We start from the raw sequence: 21,224 nt of genomic DNA, 5'->3' as shown, positions 1-21,224 counted from the left end.
CAGTAAGGCGGCCGCCCGTGCGCCGCGAATCCTCAGTGCGCCATGACGCCACCGGTACCGCGCTTGGGCTTGGTGATCCAGACGAGCACGGCCAGCAGCACGAACGCGGCACATGAAATGCGGAAGAAGTCGTTCGTTGCCATCATGTAGCCCTGCTGCGTGACGAGCGCGTTCAGTTGCGCGCTGACGCTGTCGCCCGTCAATCCGAGCGTGCCGAGCGCATTGCTGTAGCTCGTCGTGCTCTGCGAATACTGGCTGACGGATTCGGCGAGCACCGCATGATGATAGATCGCGTCGTTTTCCCAAAACGTGGTGCTGATTGCCGTGCCGATGGCCCCCGCGAGCGTGCGCAAAAAATTCGAGAGGCCCGATGCGCTCGCGAGCCGTTCGTCGGAAATACTGGAGAGCGTGATCGTCGTCATCGGCACGAAGAAGCACGCCACGCCGATCCCCTGCACGATCCGCGGCAGGATGACATGGCCGAACGGCACGTCCAACGTGAACGTCCCGTTCCAGACGGAGACGATCGCAAACACGGTGAACGCCAGGCTTGCCACCATGCGCAGGTCGAGCCGATGCAGATTGCGGCCGATGATCGGCGACAACACGAGCGCGAGCAAACCCACGGGCGCCGTTGCGAGCCCGGCGAGGCCAGCCGTGTATCCCATGACCGTCTGCAGCCAAAGCGGAAAGATCACGACTGAGCCGAAGAACGCCATGTAGCCGAGAAAGATGATCAAGGCACCGAGCGCGAAGTTGCGATCCTTGAACAACGTCAGGTCGATAACCGGCGTTTTCTCCGTGATTTCCCAGGCGAGCAGGAAAGCGAGGGCGATTGCCGCAATCAGCGCGAGCGCCACGATGAACGTCGAATTGAACCAATCGCGATCCTTGCCGAGATCGAGCATCATCTGCAGACACGACACGCCGACGATAAGCAGCCCCAACCCGACCGCGTCGATCCGCTGCTTCGTGGTCTTCGTTTCGCGTCCGCGCAGCAGAAAGTACGCCGACGCGGCCGAAATGAGACCAATCGGCAAATTGATGTAGAAGATCCAGGGCCAGGTGTAGTTATCGGTGATCCACCCGCCCATCACGGGGCCGAAGATGGGCGCGACGATCACCGTCATCGCCCACAAGCCGAGCGCCAGCCCACGCTTTTCCGGGGGGTAGCTGCGCATCAGGATCGTCTGCGAGAGCGGCACCATCGGCCCCGACACGAGCCCCTGCAGCAGCCGGAATGCAATCAACGACGGGAAGTTCGCGGCCAGCCCACAGAGTGCCGAAGCCATCGTGAACGCGAGGACCGACATCGTGAAGAGCCGCACTTCCCCGACGCGACGCGCGAGCCAACCCGTCAGGGGCACGGCGATCGCCGCCGCCACGGAGTACGAGGAGATGACCCAAGTGCCGTCGCTCGTCGCAACGCCCAGGCTGCCCGAAATCGTCGGTACCGCGACGTTCGCGATCGAGGTATCGAGTACCTCCATGAATGTGCCGAAGGCGAGGCCGACCGTGAGCAGCGCGAGCGTCCCGCCCGTCAGCTGCTTTGGCACGGCCGGTGGGGCGCCCGCAGCAGAAGCCGCATTGGCCATACGCGTTCTCCTTTTTTAACCGTGCGAGCGCATCGACCCAGCGCCCGCGGATTTCCCATTCGGCGCCAATATCGCGACATTTAATTGCCTTGTCAATATTTTTCTATGCAATGATGGTTGTGTCCTGTAAGTGGCGAGGGGGAGCCTCGTGAAACCGAAGAGAGCGCAAGAGACCGCATATGACAGCGGTAACTTGCCGTAACCCTTGCATCCGGCCGCCTGCGTTACCATCGGGCCAAATCCATCGCTACTCACGCCGGCATGCCGCTTCGTCGTCCTTCCCCTCTCGCCGCCGCGCTCGTCTGCGCGGGTGCTGTCGCTTCGCTCGCCGGATGTGCCGTCGGCCCCGACTATCATCGTCCGAGTGCGCCGGCGGCTTCGTCATACAAGGAAACGCCGGCCGGCTGGAAAGTGGCCGAACCGGCGGATCGCGCCGATCGCGGCCCCTGGTGGTCGATCTACGGCGATCCACGGCTCGACGCGCTCATGGAGCAGTTGAATACGTCGAATCAAACGATCGCCCAATACGCGGCTGCCTATCGGCAAGCGCGCGCGCTCGTGGCCGAAGCCCGTGCGGCGTACTTCCCGACGCTCGGGCTTTCGGCCAGCGCATCGCGCGCGGGCCAGCAGTTCTCGCGCAGCGGTACGGCAAGCTCCCTGGGCTCGGGCAACAGCATCGGCAATTCGTTCAACGTGGCGCTCGACGCATCGTGGGAGCCCGACCTTTGGGGCAAGGTGAGCCGCACCGTGGCCGCTCAGAAGGCCGGACAAGAGGGCGCGGCGGCCGATCTCGCGAACGCGCGGCTGTCGGCCCAGGCCACGCTCGCGCAGACGTACTTTCAGCTGCGTGCGCTCGACGCGACGCAACAGCTGTTGAACGACACCGTGAGCGCTTACGCACAGGCGCTCAAACTGACGCAGAATCAATACGCGCAGGGCATCGTCGCGCGCTCGGACGTGATTCAGGCGCAAACTCAGCTGCAGTCGGCGCAAGCAGCCGCCATCGACACCGGCGTGGCGCGCGCACAAGACGAACATGCGATCGCCGTGCTCGTCGGCCAGAGCGCTTCGACGTTCTCGATTCCGCCGATCCCGCTCGACGCCGAGCCGCCGTCCGTACCTGTCGGCGTGCCGTCGGCGCTGCTCGAACGGCGCCCCGACATCGCGGCCGCGGAACGGCGCACCGCCGCAGCCAACGAGCAGATCGGGGTGGCGATTGCCGCCTACTTCCCGTCGCTGACGTTGTCGGCACAAGGCGGCTACCAGAACTCGATCCTGTCCAAGCTCTTTACGTTGCCGTCGCGATTCTGGAGCGTCGGTCCTTCGCTCGCCGCGACGCTGTTCGATGCCGGGCTGCGCCACGCGCAAACCGAAGCGGCCCGCGCCGCCTATGATCAGCAAGCGGCCGTCTACCGGCAAACGGTGCTCGGCGCATTCCAGGAAGTCGAAGACGATCTGGCATCGCAACGGATTCTTGCGCAGGAAGTGGTCGTCCAGCGGCAGGCCGTCGATTCGGCGAAACAGGCGCTGGCGATCGTGACCAACGAGTACAAAGCCGGCACCGTCGCCTACGTGAGCGTGTTGACCGCACAGACGACCGCCTTCACCGCAGAGCAAAAGCTCAGCACCTTGGCCGGTCAAAGGATGGTTTCGTCGGTCGGGCTCGTGAAGGCGCTCGGCGGGGGATGGAACGTCGCGCAGATGGATCGCGAGAACGGCGCGGTGGCGGCGCCGGCCGCTGCCGCTCCGGCGTCATCGGCGGCCGCCCCGCAAGCCGAGGCGGCCGGCACCCGCGTTCGAAGCGAGTGACACCCGCACTACCCGCACGGCACAGGTAAGCGGCCGCACACGAACGCGCGCGGCGATCAGCGGTTGAAGATCAGCGGTTGAAGTCGAGCGCGACGGTCCCGTCGCCGGTCGGGCGGCCCAGCAGGTTGAGCAGCCCCGCCAGGTTGTCGCTGGCCTGGGGTGTGGCGCTCGCTTGCCCATGAAACGAAGTCGAATTGGCGGAGACGGTGCCGTGGCCGTTCAGCATCAGTGAGCCGCCGAGAGTGGACAGATCAATCGTCGACGAATCCCCCTGAGATTGCAGCGCGACGCGATACGAGCCGAGCGGCTTCACGGGTGATACGCGCGAGCTCATGTCGGTCAACGTCATCGTGAGCTGACCGTACGCGCGCGGGCCGAGCAGCCGCCACGGCGTCCAGTTCAGCTGCACCGTGCCTTGCAGATCGAGCGTGTTGAACGGCGCGCCCAATCCTGCGAGCAGCCCCGCCGGCACAGCGATTTCCCCCGATGAAATCGTGGTGGCCCGCGGCGCGGCATTCACATCGATCGGCTCGCGCATGGCCGGCGTCTGCTGCATGCGCATGCGCAGCCGGCCTGTCAGCAGCGGCCAAAACGCCGTATCCCATTGCACGCGCCCGGGCAGCAGCGTACCCGCGCCCGCATTTCTGCCCGCCGTCAGCACGAGCGAGGCCGAGCCATGCCAGAGCGAACCCGACGGCTCCACGAGATTGATGTGGCCTTGGGTCGCTTTAGCGAACTGCGGCGTTATCCAGGCGGCCGGCATCATCGCAAGCAGCACCGCCCCCGACGAGAGCACCGCGATGACGAGCCACGGCAGCACGGCGAGCAAGCGCCGTCCCATCCGGTTCATGCGCAACCTCGCACCTTGCCCGCGACCGGCGCCCAGTTCGTATCCGTGTCGATGTCAGTGTGGGCGCTGATCCTGCTCGATCGATGCATCGTCACCCGCACCGTCATTGCGCGGACCTCGCGGGAGCGGTGGCCGGTTGCAGCGAAACCGTCAGATCGACTTGCCCGTCGTCCTTCAGCGCTGTCGCATGCAGTTCGATGACGCGCACCTTGAATTGCTTGCGCGCCCCGTCGAGCCACATCGTCCACGCGGGGAACGCTGCGTTCTTCGCGTCGATCTGCACGGCGTCGCCCGTCAACCGTATCTGCGTCGTGGCCAAGCCCGCTTGCGTCAGCGATGCCTGCAACGCATCGCGCAACGCACCACCCGTGGGCACGACGCCCTGCGCGGCCGGCGCGAGCGCGCGCGCCTCATCCGCTTGCGCCGTCATCTGCGCGATCTGGCGGTGCATCGCCGGCAGCGTTTCGCGCAGGTGCGCACGGCCTTGCTGGGCCGGCGCCCACAGGACCGAATACGCGATCACGACCGCAAGCACCACGCCGCCCCAGGTCAGCAGCAGCTTTTCCCGCGCGGTGCGCGGCTCCCAAAAGCCGCCCCAGACATCACCGAGTGTGCCGAAATTCATTGAGCGCTCCCATTTCGAATGACCCACTTGCCGGTGGTGTTCGTATCGATGTCGCCGGCAAGCCCGTTCTGCGCGAGCCGCTGACCGAATGCGGCGTCGGGCTTCACATCGGGCTTGAACGTGACGTCGAGACGACGATCGTGATAGTCGAGCGCCGCGATACCGTTGACAGGCACGCCGCCGAGCGAATGCTCGATCCGCGCCGCGAGCGACAGGTAATCGTCCGGCGACATTTCTCCGGCGGCGACGCGCAGATGCTCGAGCTGGGTCGTCATTTGCGACGCCGGATCGAGCACGACGGTCGTCTTCGGGAACGCGTTGAGCAGCAGCTCGGTCATCTGTGCAGTGAGCGTGTCTCGCTCGCGGGCGAGCATCATCCACTGAACGTTGGCGCCGATCACGGCCACGAGCAGCGCCGCGCAGGCCAGTGCGATCGGCAAGCGCAACCGGCGCCGCGTCGCGCGATCGAGCCGCCAGGGGCGCGATTCGAATTCGAACTGGCACAGGTCGAATTGGCACGCCACCGCATGATGCGCGAGCGTCTCGAACGAAAATGGCGCCACGCCGACATGCACGCCATGTGCCGGCATCGCCTCGCCAGCCAGCGTCGGCTCGCCGCCGGGCAATCCCGTCAGCTCGTACGCCGTCACGCTCGCGTCGCCCGCGAGCGCCGAGAGCGTCGTGCCGAGCGCCGACAGCGGCACGGCGAGCCCTTCGCCATGCTCGCCCCGGGCGAGGGCCAGTTCGACGCGCGGCTCGCCCGTATCGAGGAACGCCGGCTCGGGCGTAGCCGCGAGCGCGACGTCGGCCAGGATCGCGGGCGCGGTCTGCGCCACGGTGCCGAGCACGGCGGCAACGAGCGGCGTAGCGGCAGGCGGCGCGGCCTCGAGGCTCGGCTCACCGGCCGCGGCCACCTCCGCTCCGACGGTAGCCGGGGCATCTTCGATCGATGCGCCAACTGGTACCGCCATGACCGGTGCCGGCAGACAGCGCGTGACCGGCACCGCGCGCAGCGCCCGATGGCCGGCCGCGTTGAAGGCTTCGACGATGAACCGGAACCACCCGCGATCGATGACCGCCATCATGCGCTTGCCGTCGGCGAGCGGCTGCGGGTCGAGCGCGATATGACAGGTTTGCGCGTCCTGGATCAGGTAGTCCTCGACGATGTTCGGCAAGGCCTGCTTGAGCCGCGGCCCTTTCAGCGGCGGGAGCTTGGCGGCGAGCATCAGCAGGTCGCGTGCCGCGACGACGAGCACCGTCGTTCTCGCCCGCGGCAGGAAGGCGAGCGCCGCGCGGCCCGCGCGCTCCTTGCGTCCGCTCTTGTCGAGGAGGAGGAACGGCATCTCGGGGAGTTGCCATTCTTGCGACGGCACCGCCGGATCTCGCGGCGGCAGTAAGACGATCAACGTGCTCAAGGCCCGTCCTCTCTTGGTTTTGAATGCGGTTCAAAGCTGATCGCGCACGCGCACGACCCGTGTCGTATGCGTGAGCGGATCGCGATAGACGAGCGTCGTGCGGTCAACCTCCGCCCGCTCGTACTGCACGCGTCCATGCACGAGAAAATAGCTCGTCGTGACGTCCATGGGAATCTGCGTGATGTCGACGCCGGGCGGCAGCGCACCGGTGCCTTGCAACGCGAGTTGCACGTCGGACGTGTTTCGAAAGAATGCGCTCTGGCGCCGCGACACGATGGCCTGCGCGCTCGAGAGCGACATCCCTGGCACCACCGCGGCGATGACTTCGGCGGGCGCCGTATTCATGTTGACGGGCGTTTGCGTCGGCAGCACGGTCACGAACGGACGCAGGCGCGCCACCATCTCGGGGGTGAAGCCGGGCACGTTCAGCAGCGAATCGACGCTCGTGAACTGCAACGGCTCATTATCGATGCTCACGCTGGTTTCATCTTCGAGACCGCCGTTATCCGTGCCGTTACCGCCGGTGGTGTTGCCGGGTTGCGGCGCTTGCGCGGCCGAGCCGAGCCGATTGCCGAGCGGGCTCTGAAACCGGGTGGCCGATTGCATCAGCGACGCACGCATCTGCACCGCCACCGTCTTCGCGAGACCGCCATCGAGGCCGAGCAGCGCAAGCAGGCGGGCGAATGCCGCCGCCTCCGTTTGATCGATCTGCAGCATGCCGGGCGCCGGCACGCCGATCATATTGCGCAGATTGAATCGTGCCTGCGCATCCTCGATCGAGCCGGACAGGTACGTTTGCGCGCCTTCGGCGGCATCCGTCTCATCGGCTTTGCCAAGAAAATCAGAAAGCTTCGTCTTCGCAATCGGCACGGCCCAAATGCCACCCAGATACGTGACGGTGGGCGCAGTATCGGCCTCCGAGCGCAAGATCAGCCGCGTCCAATCCGTCGCGCCGCGCGACACCCACAACGCTTGCGACATCAGCCGCTGATTCTGAATGCGGCGGATCTGCACTTGCTGACGCCAGAGCACCCCCGCGACGAGGATGGCCGAAAGCGTTACGACGAGCAGCGCGCTGATGATGGCCGCACCGCGCTGGCGCCGCACCATCGTACGCCGCCGCGCAACGGCGGATCCCAATCTGAACGGAGCCAATCCCAATCGCACGCGCATCGTCATTCTCCGACGAGGAACATGCGACGAATCGGCACGTGCAGCGACGTGGCACCGATCGACACCTCGAGGCCCGTGACCGCGCGCGGCAACGGCGCCGAACCGAACTGCGGCACCTTGAGGTTGTTGTTGTTGCGGGCGATTTCGTTGCTGACGTCGTCCATCTTCGTCGTCCAGCCGATGTTCGGCACGTACAGGCGTGCGGTGATCTTGCCGACGCCCGAGATCAGCGGCACGGCGCTCCAGTCCCCGCCCGTGCTCGGGCCCTCCAACGTCCGCCGCAATTGACCGACCGTGGCCACCGGCGGCGACGCGTAACGCGTCACGCGCCCATCCTGCACTTGATAGCGCACGACCTGCAAGCGCGGCGCCTCGCCCGTGAGCCCGAACGTGCGCACGATCTGCAGCCCCTCGCCCGTGGCGGCGACGGCCGGCTGGCCCACTTCGTCCTCGGTCGCCGCTTGGCGAGCGTCAACCCGAAGCTGATCGAAGAGTTGAACGAACACGCGCTCGTCTTCCATCGCATTCGAAATCGTCTGCCGGCCGCGCATGATCTGATCGAGCCCACGCCATGACAAAATCGCGATGACCGCCAAAATCGCGATCGCGACCATCAGCTCGATCAGCGTGAAACCGCGCTGGCGCCGGGCGGGGCGTCGGGGACGTTCGGGGCGTGCCGTATGTTTGGGTTTAAAGCGCACGGTTCGTCTCATTGGCGACCACCGTGACGAGATGAGCCAGATTGCCGCTGCGCCCCGGAATCGTCACCGACACCTCGACGCGGCGGAAGATTGGATTCGGGGTAGCCGTCACTTGCTCGACGCACGTGAGCGGCAAATTGCCTTGCGAGCAATCGAACGTCTGGGTCCCGAGTTCGGGCCATTGGCGCATCAAATGCAGTTCGGTCAGCGCATTGTCGGCGCTCCATCCGGCCAACAACCGGCGGTGCAGTTCCGCCTCGTCGTTCGCGAGCATGCCAACCGCGCGCAGCGAAGCCGCGAGTGCGACGGCGATGATCGCGAGTGCAACCAGCACTTCGATCATCGTGAAGCCTCGCTGATGCGGGGTGGGGCGAGCCGAGCGCATATCAACGCACCTCATAGCGGCCGTTGCCGGTACCGACGATCGTCGCCCGTCCAACCGCCGAATAGAGCGTGACAGTCACGGCCTGCCCGATGCTTTCCATCCCAAAAACAAGATGGTCGGGATGCAGATTGGAGCCCGGATAATCGATCGTCACGTCGGTCACGCCGCCCTCCCAATTGCGCTCGCGCAGCAAATCGTCGCGCAGCAGCGGACGCCAGCCGTCCTCGGTACGAATATCGAACCGGTAGCCGCCGGTCACGGGTTGCCACGCGATCGGGCGCGAGCGGACTTGCGCCTCGTCGGACGCGGATTCGAACAGCAGCGCAAGACGCTGCGCCTGCTCGTTCAGATCGGTGCGCGGATTGCGCGTCAGCGATACCGACGCGAGCGACACGAGCAGCCCCGCGATGACGAGCACGACCATCATCTCCAGCAGCGTGAACCCCCGTGCTCGCGATGCATAGCCGCGCGCACGCGGCGAGCCGATACCGCCTTCGTCAGGCATGTGGGCCGGCAACGCTGGAAGGCCAGGGTAAGTCACGCGTTGCACGCGGAATGCACCGCGCTATTGCCACGAACCGACGTCGGCGTCATTGCCTTCGCCGCCCGGCTTGCCATCCGCCCCGTAGCTGAATATATCGATCTCGCCATGCACGCCGGGATTGAGATATTGATAGGGATTGCCCCAGGGGTCGTTCGGCAAGCGTTCGAGATAGCCGCCGTCCTTCCAGTTGTTCGGGATCGGCTCCGTCGTGGGCTTTTCGATGAGCGCGCGCAATCCTTGATCCTGCGTGGGATAGCGCCCGTTATCGAGCCGGTACAGCTTCAGCGCTTGCATCATCGTCCCGATATCTTGTTTTGCCGCGACGCGGCGCGCTTCGTCGGGACGGCTCATGATCTTCGGCACGATCAGCGCGGCGAGAATGCCGAGAATCGCGATCACGACCATGATTTCGATCAGCGTAAAGCCGCGCTGGCGCCGTGCGCGCAAGGCTGCCACTTCGTTACGACGTTGGTTCCACAGTTGCATCATTCGCTACCTCTTTCGATAAATTTCGGACGAAGCGCGACTCGCGCGCTTCGCATTGCGCCGCCGATTGTAATGGGGCAGCCCGTCAGGGTTCGTGAACCTCGCAAAGCCGGGAATAGCCCTTACAATGACACGCATGAATACACTTCAAATCCGCCTACTGTCGTTCGCGCTGTTCGCGGCTTTTTGCGCGACGCTCGCCTATTGGATCGTCGTGCTCACCGCGCATCCCGCGCCGCCGCCGCCCGCGGCTGCCGTCGCGCAGAGCGTATCCGTCGAAGACGCCGCGGCGCTGTTCGGCGGCAAGCTCACGCGCGAGGTCAATCGCAACATCAAGCTCGTCGGCATTCTCGCGCTGCGCGAAGGCGCCGCGGCGATCGTCGGCGTGGGCGATGAACCGGCCCGGGCCCTGTCGCTGGGCAGCAAGATCACCGATGGCACGACGCTTGCCGAAGTGCACGCTCGCTCGATCATCATCGATCGCAACGGCGTGCGCTCGGAAGTGCCGCTCGCGCCGAACGCCGGCGGCCCGACCATCTACGTGCGCTGAACCACCCGGCATCGCCCGGCATTCGAGGGGGTCCGGCCGCGCCGGCCGCCCTCCCGTCCGCCAATCCGCCAATCCGCACTACTGCACCATATTGTTCAAATCGATGATCGGCAGCATCACGGCCAGCACGATCACGAGCACCACCCCGCCCATCGCCAAAATCAGCAGTGGCTCGAGCAAACTCGTCAGGAACATCGTGCGTCGTTCGAGTTCGCTCGCTTCGCCGTCCGATGCGCGGTCGAGCATCGTCGTCACATCGCCCGTCGCCTCGCCGGAGCGAATCAAGTGCACGAGCACAGGCGGAAACGTCTTCGTATTGCCGAGCGCCCGCGAGAGCGACGTCCCCTCGCGCACCCGCACGATCGCATCGTCGACGTTGCCGCGCATCGCCCGGTTGTTCAGCGTTTCGCCAGCGGCCTGCAGCGCGCGCAGGATCGGCACGCCCGCCGCGGTCAGAATCGCGAGCGTACTCGCGAAGCGCACGGTGTTGTAGCCGCGCACGAGCTTGCCGAGCAGCGGCGCAGTGAGCAGCCATCGGTCGAATGAGAGCCGCGGTCCCGCCTGCGACAAAATCGCACGTGTGGCATACACGGCCACGGCCACCGCTATCAGCACGGCCCACCACCAGTGCCGGACGAACCCCGACAGCGCCATCATCATCACCGTGAGAACGGGCAGCTGTTGCTTTGTCGTCGCGAAGACGTTCACGACCTGCGGCACCACGTAGCTGAGCAGGAACGTCACGATGCCGAACGCGATCAACGTCACGATGGCGGGGTAGGTGAACGCCAGCACGATCTTCTGCGAGAGCGCATTACGCTGCTCGATGTAATCGGCCAAACGCGAAAGCACGAGGCCGAGCTTACCCGTGTGTTCACCAGCGGCAACCAGCGCCCGGTAAATATCGGGGAAATCGCGCGGATGCTGCGCGAGCGCATTGGCCAGTGAATGGCCGCCAAGCACTTCGGCGCGGATCGACGCGACGAGTTCTCGAATGTAGTCGCGCTCGGCCTGATCGGTCAGTACAGCAAGCGCTTCGTCGAGCGGCAGCCCTGCCGTCAGCAAGCTGGCGAGCTGGCGCGTGAGAATCGCTTGCTCGCGCGTCGACAGCTTGCGGCCGAGCGCGAGACGCCTCGTTCGTTCGCCGCGCGCCGCGCTGGCCGCCGGCTCCACCACGAGGGGCGTCAGCCCCTGCGTGCGCAATTGCGCGCGAGCCGAACGCGCGCTGTCCGCGTCGAGCACACCCTTTTGCGCGTGCCCTGCCGTGTCGATCGCTTCGAAGCGAAAGGCCGGCATAGGCTACACCCCGCCCGTCACGCGAATCACCTCTTCCAGCGAGGTCAGCCCGCTGTTGAGCCAACGCTCGGCGTCCTCGCGCAGTGTGCGCATGCCTTGCGCGCGCCCCGCAGCGAGGATTTCGGCATCCGCCGCGTTATGGTGGATCATCCCTCGGATCGTCTCGTCGATGGTCAAGAGCTCATACACGCCGCGCCGTCCCGAATAGCCCGATCGCGCGCACTTGTCGCAGCCCACGGGGTGCCATTGCGAATGGCCGTCTTCGACACGTTCTTCCTTGCATACCGGACACAAGCGCCGCACGAGCCGCTGCGCGAGCACGCCCAGCAACGAAGACGCGAGCAGGTACGGTTCGACGCCCATGTCGGTCAGCCGCGTCACGGCCGAGGCCGCATCGTTCGTGTGCAGCGTCGCCAGCACCAAGTGGCCCGTCAGCGACGCCTGCACCGCGATCTGTGCCGTTTCCAAATCGCGGATTTCGCCGATCATGATGATGTCCGGATCCTGGCGCAGGATCGAACGCAGCGCGCGGGCGAACGACATCCCGATCCGCTCGTTGACCTGGGTCTGACCGATGCCGGGCAAGTCGTATTCGATCGGGTCTTCCACCGTCATGATGTTCGTCGTCGCCGTCTCCAGGCGCGAAAGCGACGCGTACAGCGTGGTGGTCTTGCCCGAACCGGTCGGCCCCGTCACGAGCACGATGCCGTGCGGCCGCGAGATCAATTTGTCGAACTGCACCAGCGTATCGGGCCCCATGCCCAGCGCCTCGAGGTTCAGATGCTGCGCATCTTTTTCGAGCAGACGCAGCACCGCGCGCTCGCCGTGGCCCGTCGGCAGCGTCGACACGCGCACGTCCACCGCGCGCCCGCCCACGCGCAGCGTGATCCGGCCGTCCTGCGGCAAGCGTTTTTCGGCGATATCGAGCTGCGCCATGATCTTGATCCGCGAGATCAGGGCGCCGTGCAGCGCCTTCTTCGGCCGCACGACGTCGCGCAAGGTGCCATCCACACGGAAACGCACGACCGACGCGTTCTCGAACGGCTCGATGTGAATATCCGATGCATGTTCGCGCGCCGCCTGTGTGAGCAGCGCGTTGATCATCCGGATGATCGGCGCATCGTCCTCCGATTCGAGCAGATCCTCGACTTCGGGGATGTCTTGCATCAGCCGGGACAGATCGACTTCGCCTTCGACTTCCCCCACCACCTGGGCCGCGCTGCCGTCGTTGCGTTCGTAAGCCTGGTTGATCGCCTGCGAGAGTTCCTCGGCAGGCAGGCGCAGGGCGGTCAACGCGCCGAAATTGCGCGCGACTTCGGCGAGCGCCGCGGGGTTCGTGCGATCGCTGATCCACACTTCGATGCCTTCCGCACGTTGGTGAGCAACGAGGATCTGCCCATTGCGCGCGAAGACATAGGGCACGAGCCTGGCCGCGAGCGGCGAGGGCGCCTGGCGTTCGCCCGGCATGCCTTCGTTGGAAGAAGCGAGGACGTCGCTCACTGCGTCGCTCCCGGCGTGGCGGTTTGCGGTTGTTGCGGCGCGGACGGCGGCGGCAGGGCCTGCGGCTGCGCCGGCGACGATTGCAGCGGCACGGCCTGCGTCTGCACGCCCGGTTGCTGCTGAGGCAGCGCTTGCGGGGACGGCCGTACCGGCTCGTGCGTCATCTGCCTCAGGTCGAACAAGTTCGCTGCCGGCGACGCGCCCTGGCTGGGGCCGACCGGGATCGGGGGCACGACCGGGAAGTCCTTGTCGCGCATCACGTTGTTGTCCGAACGATAGCCGTTCGTCAGGCCCTGTACATAGTCATAGCGATTCTGCGTGATCTGCTGCGCGGTATCGCTGTCGCTGATGATCACCGGACGCAGGAACACCATCAAGTTGGTTTTCTGGCGCTGTTTGGTTTCCGAGCGGAACAACTGGCCAATCCAAGGGATATCGCCCAGCAACGGCACCTTGCTGTTCGACACTTGGTAGTTGTCCTGCATCAAGCCACCGAGCACGATGATCTCGCCGTTGTCGGCGAGGACCGTCGATTGGATCGAGCGGATGTTGAACGTCGGGCCCTGTGAATTCGCCGTCGTCGCCACCGTGCTGCCGACAACGGACGAATCTTCAGTATAGAGCTGGAGTTTCAGGATGCCGCCGGCGGTGATCTGCGGCTTCACATGCAGCGTCAGGCCGACGTCCCGGCGATCGTACGTGTTGAACGCCGTACCCGGCGTGGCCGTCGACAGGTTCGCATACGAGCCTGTCGGAATCGGCACATTCTGCCCGACGACGATCTTCGCTTCCTGGTTGTCGAGCGTGATCAGGTTTGGCGTCGACAGCACGTTCGCGTCGCTGACGCCGGCGAAGTACTCGAGCAATCCGCCGAGGCCCTGCACGCCGAACATGTTGTGCAGCCACCCGATGTTCAGGCCCTGGGTGAGCGTGTTGGGCAGCGATGCGGCACCGGTTGCACCGCCCGCGGCCAAACCCGCTGCCACCCCGAGTATGTTGGAGCTGGTCGTGTTGCCAGCGTTGCTCGACAGGTTGGCGCCGGCCAGCAGGTTGCCGCTCGCAACTTGCCATTGGATCCCGAGATTGCCGGCGCGCGTCGAGTTCAGCTCCACCACCAGCGCTTCGATATAGACCTGCGCGCGACGCGCGTCCAGTTGATCGATGACCGAGCGCAAATTGCGATAGACCGGATCCGAGGCGGTGATGACGAGCGAGTTCGTCGCCGCATCGGCCTGGATCATGCCGCCAGGTTGGTTTTCGTCGCTGTTCTCTCCCTGCTTGTCGCCGAGAAATCCGTCATTGCTGCCACCCTGACTGCCGCCCAGCCCACCGCTGCTCGAGCCCGACATCGAACTGCCGCCGCCGAGCGAGCTGCTGCTGCCATACGAAGACGGCAGCGGCGGGGTCCCGCTCGTGCCGGTGGAAGTGGAACTGCCGCTGGCATTGCCTTGGCTGAACGAACTCGCGTTGTTCGACTCCGCGCTGCTGCTCGCGCCGCCGCCCTTGCCGAGCATGCCGCGCAGCGTTTTCGCGAGCTGCACCGCGTTCGCGTTGCGCAAGTGCACCACGTGCATGTTGCCGGGCTGCGAGCTCGGCGCATCGAGCTGCGCGACGAGCTTCCTCGCCGCGTCCAGACGCGCTCTGTTCGAGGCGCGCAGCATCAGCGAATTCGTACGCGAATCGGCCATGACGGACACCTTCAGCGTGGCGTCGGTACTGCCGATCGAGCCCGGATCGAGCAGCTTCGATAGTTGCGGCTCGATATCGAGCGCATTCGCGTTCTTCAACGGCACGACGACGATCTGCTGGCCGGCTGCGTTATCGACGCCCGCGATGATCGCTGCGATTCGACGCACGTTATCGGCGTAATCGGTCACGACGAGCGTGTTATTGGCCGGATAGGCAGCGATCGTGTTGTTCGGCGAGATGAGCGGCCGCAGCACGGGGAGCAGATTGTTGGCCGATTCGTGGTGCAGTTCGAATACCTGCGTGATGACCTGATCGCCGCGCGCCTGCGGGGTGTTGCCGACGAACGTGGGCGTGCCTTGCAGCTTCGCGTCGGCTTCGGGCAGCACCTTCAGGATGCCGTGATCCTGAACGAGCGCGAACCCTTGCATGCGCAACGCCGATTCAAGCGTCTTCAGCGCTTGCTCCTCGGGCACCGGGTTTTCCGAAACCAGGTTCAACTGACCTTTGACGCGCGGATCGACGATGATGGTTTTGTTCGTCGCGGCGCCGATCGCTTTGGCCACCTGGTCGATGTCGGCATTCACGAAGTTCAAGGTAACTTCGGCGTGCGCGGCTTGTGCGGTCATAAACCCGGCCATCAGGAGCGCGGTAGCGATGCGACGCAGTGCCATACGATTTCTTGTCATGGAAGATAGGTTCAATGCGAAAGTGCCTGCCTCGGCGGTAGCGCTGTGCCCACACCGTTCGGCCCGCGTCGGTATAAGTGTCGGATGTTCGCCCCGCCTCTCAAGAAAACGAACATTAGCAGTTTTTTGTGTCTGAATAATCACGAAGCCCTGAGTACGGCTTCGCTTTTACGTCAGAAAGTTCTCAATTGTCTGTGGTGCGGCCGCTGTTCGACAAGCCTCGGCACGGTCAGTACGCCATTTATCGCCTATTGTCCGGTGTTGCCCGCCAAGGGCTCGGCAATCTCGGACGGGTTGCCGCGGCAGCCACGCGGCACCCGGTATGATACGGGCGATCATTTCGACTGAATCGAAAGGCAAACCCGGGTTTTCCCCAGCTGCCCTCGTATGCTCTACCCTGGCCGGGGCGAGCAGCGCCGCAAATAAAACGTACGGAGTCGAAGGCATTCGAATGATGAAACGGACAGTTCCGATCCTGGCGATTTGGCTCGCGGCGTTCGCGTCGGCGAACGCGCGCGCCGACTGCTACGACGAAGCAGCCCGCTACCAGAAGGTCAATCCGCTCATCTTGCGTGCGATCGCCTGGCAGGAGTCGCACAACCGTCCCGACGCCCTGCACAAGAACGCAAACGGCTCGACCGATTTCGGGCTCATGCAGATCAACTCGATTCACCTGCCCACATTGGCCCGCTACGGCATCTCGACCGACACGCTGATGGAGCCCTGCAAGAGCGTCTATATCGCGGCCTGGCATCTGCGGCAAAAGATGAACAAGTACGGCAACAGCTGGGCCGCGGTGGGCGCTTACCACTCCGAAACGCCTTCACTGCGCGATCATTACGCTCGTCAAATCATGGGCATCCTCTCGCAGTGGAAGTTGCTGCAGGCACAGCGCTGACATCCGTGCGGTCCACGCCGAAACCCTGGCCGAGGGCCTGAGCCGGGGGTGGGGGTCCGGCGTTTGGTGCACAATGCACCCTACGCCCTTTATGCGGCGGCGCTTCGCGCCATCGCCCCATCCAAAGTCGACTGCAATGAATCATTCGCCTGTGCCCGTCACCGTGCTCTCCGGCTTCCTCGGCGCGGGCAAGACCACGCTGCTCAACCATATTCTCGCGAACCGCGCCGGCCTGCGCGTCGCCGTCATCGTCAACGATCTCGCGGCCGTCAACATCGATGCGGCGCTCGTGAAGGATGCCGCTACGCTCTCGCGCGTCGAGGAGCGGCTTGTCGAACTCTCGAACGGCTGCATCTGCTGCACGCTGCGCGACGATCTACTGGCGGAAATCAGCCGGCTCGCGGGCGAAGGCCGCTTCGATGCGATCCTGATCGAATCGACCGGTATCGCCGAACCGATGCCGATCGCCGAAACCGTCGCCTTCACCGACGACGAAGGCCGCACGCTGGCCGACGTCGCCCGGCTCGATACGATGGTGACGGTCGTCGACGCTTTCAATTTCCTGCGCGACTACGCGTCGGCCGACGCCTTGGCCGAGCGCGGCCTGGCCGCGAGCGAAGACGATGACCGGACGATCGTCGAGCTGCTGATCGAGCAGATCGAATTTTGCGACGTGCTCGTCCTGAACAAAGCCGACCTCGTCGACGCGCAGGCGCTTGAACGGCTCGAACGCATCCTGGCGCGCCTCAATCCGCGGGCGGTTCAGGTGGTGAGCCGGTTCGGCGCCGTGCCGCTTTCCGAAGTGATCGATACCAAACGGTTCGATTTCGAAGCGGCGGCGAGCGCACCGGGGTGGCTCGCATCGCTCGAGCATGAGCACGAACATGGCGATGATCACGATCATGCTGGCCATTCGCACGTGAGCGAAGCGGACCAATACGGCATCGGCAGCTTCGTTTATCGTGCGCGCAGGCCGTTCCACCCTGAACGGCTATGGGCGCTGCTGCACGAGCAATGGCAAGGCGTGCTGCGTAGCAAAGGATTTTTCTGGCTCGCCACACGCAACGATGCGGCAGGGACCCTCTCCCAGGCCGGTGGGGTGTGCCGCCACGGCCCAGCCGGCATGTGGTGGGCCGCGCAGCCGCGCGACGAATGGCCGGAAGACGATGAGCTGGCAGCGGAAATCGCGGCCGATTGGTACGGTGCGCCCGATGATGCGACGATCGGCGACCGCCGCCAGGAACTTGTCCTGATCGGCGTCGGGCTCGATGCCGGGCATTGGCGCGCAAAGCTCGACGCCTGCCTGTTGACCGATGACGAATACGCCCTCGGTCCGCAAGGCTGGGCCCGGCTTACGGATCCCTTTCCGGCATGGGATCTCGACGCCGACGATCACGAAGGCGACGAAGAAGGCCAGATCGTCCACTGAAGCCGCTTCAGCGAATCCCCTGCGGCGCAACGGTCCGAGGCCGTCCTCGCGCGCAACGCGCCAAGCGCTGCATGGGAGCGGAGTAAGGCGCTCTGCGTCGGGCGTCAGTAGGGGCTGAAGCACTCACCGCAGCCGACAGCTGAAGCGCCAGCACTGAGCAAAAAAAAACCCGCCACGGGGCGGGTGTCGACAAAGCGTCAAGCCGGGCCGCAGTGGGCCTCAAAGGGCTTAGCGCTTGTTGACGGCATCCTTGAACGCCTTGCCAGCCGTGAACTTGACGGTCTTGGCGGCCGGGATCTTGATGGTCTCGCCCGTCTTGGGGTTGCGGCCCGTGCGCGCAGCGCGCTTGCCCGAACCGAAGCTGCCGAAGCCGATGAGCTGCACCGCGTCGCCCTTGGACACTGCCTTCTTGATCACTTCCAGCAGCGTGTCGAGCGTTTCGCCGGTTTGAGCCTTGCTGGCGCCCGTCTGTCCTGCGACGGCGTCGATCAGTTCCTGTTTGTTCATTAACGTTCCTCTTTATCAGATTGAAGTGATACGGACAGCGCAAACGCGCCGAATTATACGTACGCAAGCTGTGCCGTCGAGTCGCTATGGCGAAGCGTGCGCCGCTCGGTCGCGCTGAACCCCTGGCGGTACGCCCTTGCGGCGCTTGCTATGATAGCTCAGCGCAAACCCAATAACGGCAAGGCTCTCAAAGAATTTAGCGCGGGGGAGCCTTGTCGGCGCTGGGTTTGAGCATTGTCATACCCGCGAACCCCTGCTGCCAAGGGGCTCGCGAGGTTGCGCGGGCAGGTCGTTGGATTTTGCCAACGCTCGCAAAGCCCCGCCCGGCGCGGGTTTGCGACCAATCGATACGTCCAGGCGCCGATCGGTTAGGGTTGGTCCTTACGTCCGCGCCACGTCCGTCCCACAGTTTTCATCTTGCCGATGACATCGAAGCTGATTCCCGCCATCCTGGCGTTCCGCGATGACGGTACGCCGTTTTCCCCCGTCTACGGCGACATCTACCACAGCGCCGCCGGCGCTTTCGCCCAGGCCGAACACGTTTTCCTGAACGGAAACGGCTTGCCGGAGCGCTGGCGCGCGCGCCGCTTATTCACGATCGTCGAAACCGGCTTTGGCCTGGGGGGCAACTTCCTGGCGACCTGGGCGGCCTGGCGCGCAGATCCAAACCGCTGCGAACGGCTCGCCTATGTCTCCGTCGAAAAGCATCCTTTCAGCGCCCGCGACCTGCAGGCCGTGCACGCGCGCGCGGTTGCGGATGCAACGGTTGCCGCGCTGGCCGATCAACTGGTGCAGGCGTGGCCGATGTTGACGCCGGGGCTGCATCGTCTGGAATTCGATAGCGGCCGCGTGACGCTCACGATCGCTTTCGGCGATGCAGTCGATCTGCTGCCGAAGCTTTGGCTGCGCGCCGACGCGTTCTATCTCGACGGGTTTTCCCCAGCCAGGAATCCCGATCTGTGGTCTCTTCCCGTCTTCAAGGCATTGGCTCGCTTGGCCGCCGACGGCGCGACGCTCGCGACCTACACCTGCGCCGGCGACGTGCGGCGAGGCCTGACCGAAGCCGGCTTCGAATGCGCCAAAGTAGAAGGGTTCGCGGGCAAGCGTGCGATGCTCGTCGGCCGGTTCGCGCCGCGTTGGCGCGTGCGGCGCCATGAGCCGCCACTGCCGTTCGCGGCGGGCGAACGCCATGCGATCGTGATCGGCGCAGGTTTGGCCGGCTGCTCGCTGGCGGAACGGCTGACCGTGCGCGGCTGGCGCGTCACCTTCGTCGAACGGCACGCCCGCCCGGGCTGCGAAGCCTCAGGCAATCCGGCCGGCGTGTTCCACCCGCTGCTGTCGCGCGACGACAGCGTGGCTTCGCAAATCACACGAGCCGGCTTTCTCTATGCGCTCGCACGCTGGCAATCGCTGGAGCGCAGCGGCAGCGGCTTCGCGCGCAGCGGACAAGGGCTGCTGCAGATCGCCGACGATGAGGCCGAGGAGCGGGCGCTGTCCGACGCCATTGAATCGCTCGGCTATCCCAGCGAACTCGTGCGTGCGCTGTCGCACGCCGATGCGCAGGCGCTCGCCGGCGCATCGGTCGCGCGCGGCGGCTGGTTTTATCCTCGCGGCGGCTCGCTCGATCCGGCTGCGCTTTGCGCCGCCCTCTGCGCGGCAGGCGGCGATGCGATCGCCTGGCGTTCGGGCGTCCAGGCCGACCGTATCGAGCGCGACGGCGACGTTTGGGCCGTTCTGGACGCACACAACGAAATCCTCGCCCGCGCGCCCGTCGTGATTTTCGCGAATGCGCGCGATGCCGCGCGCCTGGCCGGCCTCAGATACGCGCCCATCCGTACCGTCCGTGGCCAATTGACGCGCTTGCCGCCCGGCATCGCGTCGGCTCCGCACCTGCCGCTGATCGGCGAGGGCTATGCGATTCCGTTGGCCGACGGCTTATTGACCGGCGCCACCTATGACATCGACGACATCGGAGATGACTTGCGCACCGAGAGTCACGCGGAAAATCTGAAAAGGCTCGCCGGCTTGCTTCCGGATGTTGGCCGGATCCACGCGCCGGATCCAGCCTCGCTCGAGGGGCGTGTCGCCTTCCGGTGCGTGACGAGCGATCGCCTGCCGATGATCGGGGCGCTGGCCGACGAACATGCAAGCGAAGATCAGGCCGCTTCGCTGCGCGGTGCGTGGCCGCTCGATCTCCCTCGCACCTCGGGTCTATACGGCAGCTTCGCATTCGGCTCGCGCGGCCTGGTTTGGGCATCGCTCGGCGCCGAGCTCGTCGCATCGCAACTCGAAGGCGAGCCGTGGCCGATCGAGCGCGATCTGGCGGAAGCGATCGATCCCGCGCGATATCTGTTGCGTGCATTGCGTCAGGGCGCGCTGGAGCGAGGGTAGGGCGCGCGGCCAGCCCTACCTGCGATTCCAGCATCCCAGCAATCCCAGCAATCCCAGCAATCCCAGCAATCCCGGCTCGCCGGCCAATCGGCCACACTTCCCGCCTATTCCGCCAGCTTATCCACCGGGACATGTGGATAAGCCGGTGAAACTCCGGTGAAATTCGTGTGCGCGCGATGTGGACGTAAACGGGACAACTTGGCCTGTTGTCGAAATCACGCAAAAGTTATTCGGCGCAACCCAGGCTCCCCGCACACGCTACACAGGGGTTATGCATCCGCCAACGCGTTGATCCGATTAGGTAAACACGGGTTTTGCACAGATTTGATGCCCCTTTGTTAACTTCTACTACGTATACATACGTAAACAAGTAAACCCTAACCCCGAGCGCACGGCTCACGGTCCGCGCTGTCCAAGCACGGCGACTGGAACGGGCTGACCCGTCACCCCGTTTTTTGGGCTGCACGAACCCAGGCGGTGGTGCCAAACGCACCAAATCGCAAGCAGAAATCGGCCATTTTTTCTTCGTGATGTTCAATTGCATGTCGTTTGTACCGAGATAAACGCAAATCGATGAGCGATCGTGTGTGTTGAGGGCGAGCTATGGCACAATCCGTGTTCCTCTTGCACCTGTTGCATGGCGGCGCATCGCGGATGCGCTGCGCCAATGGGGCGATCCGGGGTGTCGGGCTTAT

General features: G+C 64.9%; 18 protein-coding genes. 5 read left to right on the top strand and 13 right to left on the bottom strand.

The window, feature by feature from the left end; translation table 11 throughout:
• Positions 1-32 precede the first annotated feature (32 nt).
• Positions 33-1,595 carry a DHA2 family efflux MFS transporter permease subunit gene (locus tag ACTHL0_RS01800; protein WP_440564863.1) on the bottom strand — a complete coding sequence of 521 codons (1,563 nt, stop codon included), beginning with the start codon at positions 1,593-1,595 and terminating at the stop codon, positions 33-35.
• 261 nt (positions 1,596-1,856) lie between these two features.
• On the opposite strand from ACTHL0_RS01800, the gene ACTHL0_RS01795 reads away from it, so the two are divergent.
• Positions 1,857-3,404 carry an efflux transporter outer membrane subunit gene (locus ACTHL0_RS01795; RefSeq protein WP_440564862.1) on the top strand — a complete coding sequence of 516 codons (1,548 nt, stop codon included), beginning with the start codon at positions 1,857-1,859 and terminating at the stop codon, positions 3,402-3,404.
• 70 nt (positions 3,405-3,474) lie between these two features.
• Here the strand turns inward: ACTHL0_RS01795 and ACTHL0_RS01790 are convergent, their stop codons facing one another.
• From ACTHL0_RS01790 to gspG, 8 genes are all read right to left on the bottom strand, one after another.
• On the bottom strand, positions 3,475-4,254 hold the full coding sequence (locus ACTHL0_RS01790; RefSeq protein WP_440564860.1) for a type II secretion system protein N: 780 nt from the start codon (positions 4,252-4,254) through the stop codon (positions 3,475-3,477).
• A 103-nt stretch (positions 4,255-4,357) separates the two neighbouring features.
• Entirely contained in the window at positions 4,358-4,879 is a 522-nt protein-coding gene (gene gspM, locus ACTHL0_RS01785; protein ID WP_440564859.1) for a type II secretion system protein GspM, read from the bottom strand.
• Positions 4,876-6,294 carry a type II secretion system protein GspL gene (gspL, locus tag ACTHL0_RS01780; protein ID WP_440564858.1) on the bottom strand — a complete coding sequence of 473 codons (1,419 nt, stop codon included), beginning with the start codon at positions 6,292-6,294 and terminating at the stop codon, positions 4,876-4,878. The genes gspM and gspL overlap by 4 nt, the downstream gene beginning before the upstream one ends.
• A 30-nt stretch (positions 6,295-6,324) precedes the next feature.
• Positions 6,325-7,467, bottom strand: coding sequence for a type II secretion system minor pseudopilin GspK (gene gspK / locus ACTHL0_RS01775; RefSeq protein ID WP_440564857.1), 1,143 nt, complete (start codon positions 7,465-7,467; stop codon positions 6,325-6,327).
• Between the two features lie 2 nt (positions 7,468-7,469).
• The gene (locus tag ACTHL0_RS01770; protein WP_440564856.1) at positions 7,470-8,180 is read right to left on the bottom strand and encodes a PulJ/GspJ family protein; all 711 of its coding nucleotides are present in this window, start codon (positions 8,178-8,180) and stop codon (positions 7,470-7,472) included.
• The gene (gene gspI / locus ACTHL0_RS01765; protein WP_440564855.1) at positions 8,158-8,553 is read right to left on the bottom strand and encodes a type II secretion system minor pseudopilin GspI; all 396 of its coding nucleotides are present in this window, start codon (positions 8,551-8,553) and stop codon (positions 8,158-8,160) included. The genes ACTHL0_RS01770 and gspI overlap by 23 nt, the downstream gene beginning before the upstream one ends.
• A gap of 1 nt (position 8,554) precedes the next feature.
• A complete protein-coding gene (locus ACTHL0_RS01760) occupies positions 8,555-9,058 on the bottom strand; it encodes a GspH/FimT family pseudopilin (protein WP_440564854.1) in 504 nt (167 codons plus the stop codon).
• Between the two features lie 60 nt (positions 9,059-9,118).
• Entirely contained in the window at positions 9,119-9,583 is a 465-nt protein-coding gene (gene gspG / locus ACTHL0_RS01755; protein WP_440564883.1) for a type II secretion system major pseudopilin GspG, read from the bottom strand.
• A gap of 136 nt (positions 9,584-9,719) precedes the next feature.
• On the opposite strand from gspG, the gene ACTHL0_RS01750 reads away from it, so the two are divergent.
• A complete protein-coding gene (locus ACTHL0_RS01750) occupies positions 9,720-10,133 on the top strand; it encodes a hypothetical protein (protein ID WP_440564853.1) in 414 nt (137 codons plus the stop codon).
• A gap of 78 nt (positions 10,134-10,211) precedes the next feature.
• On the opposite strand, the gene gspF is transcribed toward ACTHL0_RS01750, so the two are convergent.
• The 3 genes from gspF to gspD are packed head-to-tail and all read right to left on the bottom strand — an operon-like array spanning position 10,212 to position 15,304.
• Complete coding sequence (gene gspF / locus ACTHL0_RS01745; RefSeq protein WP_440564852.1) at positions 10,212-11,429, bottom strand: type II secretion system inner membrane protein GspF; 1,218 nt, start codon at positions 11,427-11,429, stop codon at positions 10,212-10,214.
• Between the two features lie 3 nt (positions 11,430-11,432).
• The gene (gene gspE / locus ACTHL0_RS01740; RefSeq protein ID WP_440564882.1) at positions 11,433-12,896 is read right to left on the bottom strand and encodes a type II secretion system ATPase GspE; all 1,464 of its coding nucleotides are present in this window, start codon (positions 12,894-12,896) and stop codon (positions 11,433-11,435) included.
• 29 nt (positions 12,897-12,925) lie between these two features.
• Positions 12,926-15,304: a type II secretion system secretin GspD gene (gene gspD, locus ACTHL0_RS01735; protein WP_440564851.1), complete on the bottom strand. Its 2,379-nt coding sequence runs from the start codon at positions 15,302-15,304 to the stop codon at positions 12,926-12,928.
• 451 nt (positions 15,305-15,755) lie between these two features.
• Here gspD and ACTHL0_RS01730 point away from each other — a divergent pair, with 451 nt between their 5' ends.
• Together ACTHL0_RS01730 and ACTHL0_RS01725 are read left to right on the top strand one after the other, a co-directional pair.
• The gene (locus ACTHL0_RS01730; protein WP_440564850.1) at positions 15,756-16,202 is read left to right on the top strand and encodes a lytic transglycosylase domain-containing protein; all 447 of its coding nucleotides are present in this window, start codon (positions 15,756-15,758) and stop codon (positions 16,200-16,202) included.
• A 136-nt stretch (positions 16,203-16,338) separates the two neighbouring features.
• Positions 16,339-17,631: a GTP-binding protein gene (locus ACTHL0_RS01725; RefSeq protein ID WP_440564849.1), complete on the top strand. Its 1,293-nt coding sequence runs from the start codon at positions 16,339-16,341 to the stop codon at positions 17,629-17,631.
• Between the two features lie 228 nt (positions 17,632-17,859).
• On the opposite strand, the gene ACTHL0_RS01720 is transcribed toward ACTHL0_RS01725, so the two are convergent.
• Positions 17,860-18,138: an HU family DNA-binding protein gene (locus tag ACTHL0_RS01720; RefSeq protein WP_074262967.1), complete on the bottom strand. Its 279-nt coding sequence runs from the start codon at positions 18,136-18,138 to the stop codon at positions 17,860-17,862.
• Positions 18,139-18,561: 423 nt separating this feature from the next.
• On the opposite strand from ACTHL0_RS01720, the gene mnmC reads away from it, so the two are divergent.
• Positions 18,562-20,529: a bifunctional tRNA (5-methylaminomethyl-2-thiouridine)(34)-methyltransferase MnmD/FAD-dependent 5-carboxymethylaminomethyl-2-thiouridine(34) oxidoreductase MnmC gene (gene mnmC / locus ACTHL0_RS01715; protein WP_440564848.1), complete on the top strand. Its 1,968-nt coding sequence runs from the start codon at positions 18,562-18,564 to the stop codon at positions 20,527-20,529.
• The last annotated feature ends 695 nt before the right edge of the window (positions 20,530-21,224 follow it).

Source organism: Trinickia sp. (assembly GCF_051961175.1).
Taxonomy (GTDB): Bacteria; Pseudomonadota; Gammaproteobacteria; order Burkholderiales; family Burkholderiaceae; genus Trinickia.
The sequence above is the reverse complement of the archived record's forward strand: the minus strand, read 5'-3'. Positions and strand labels throughout refer to the sequence as shown.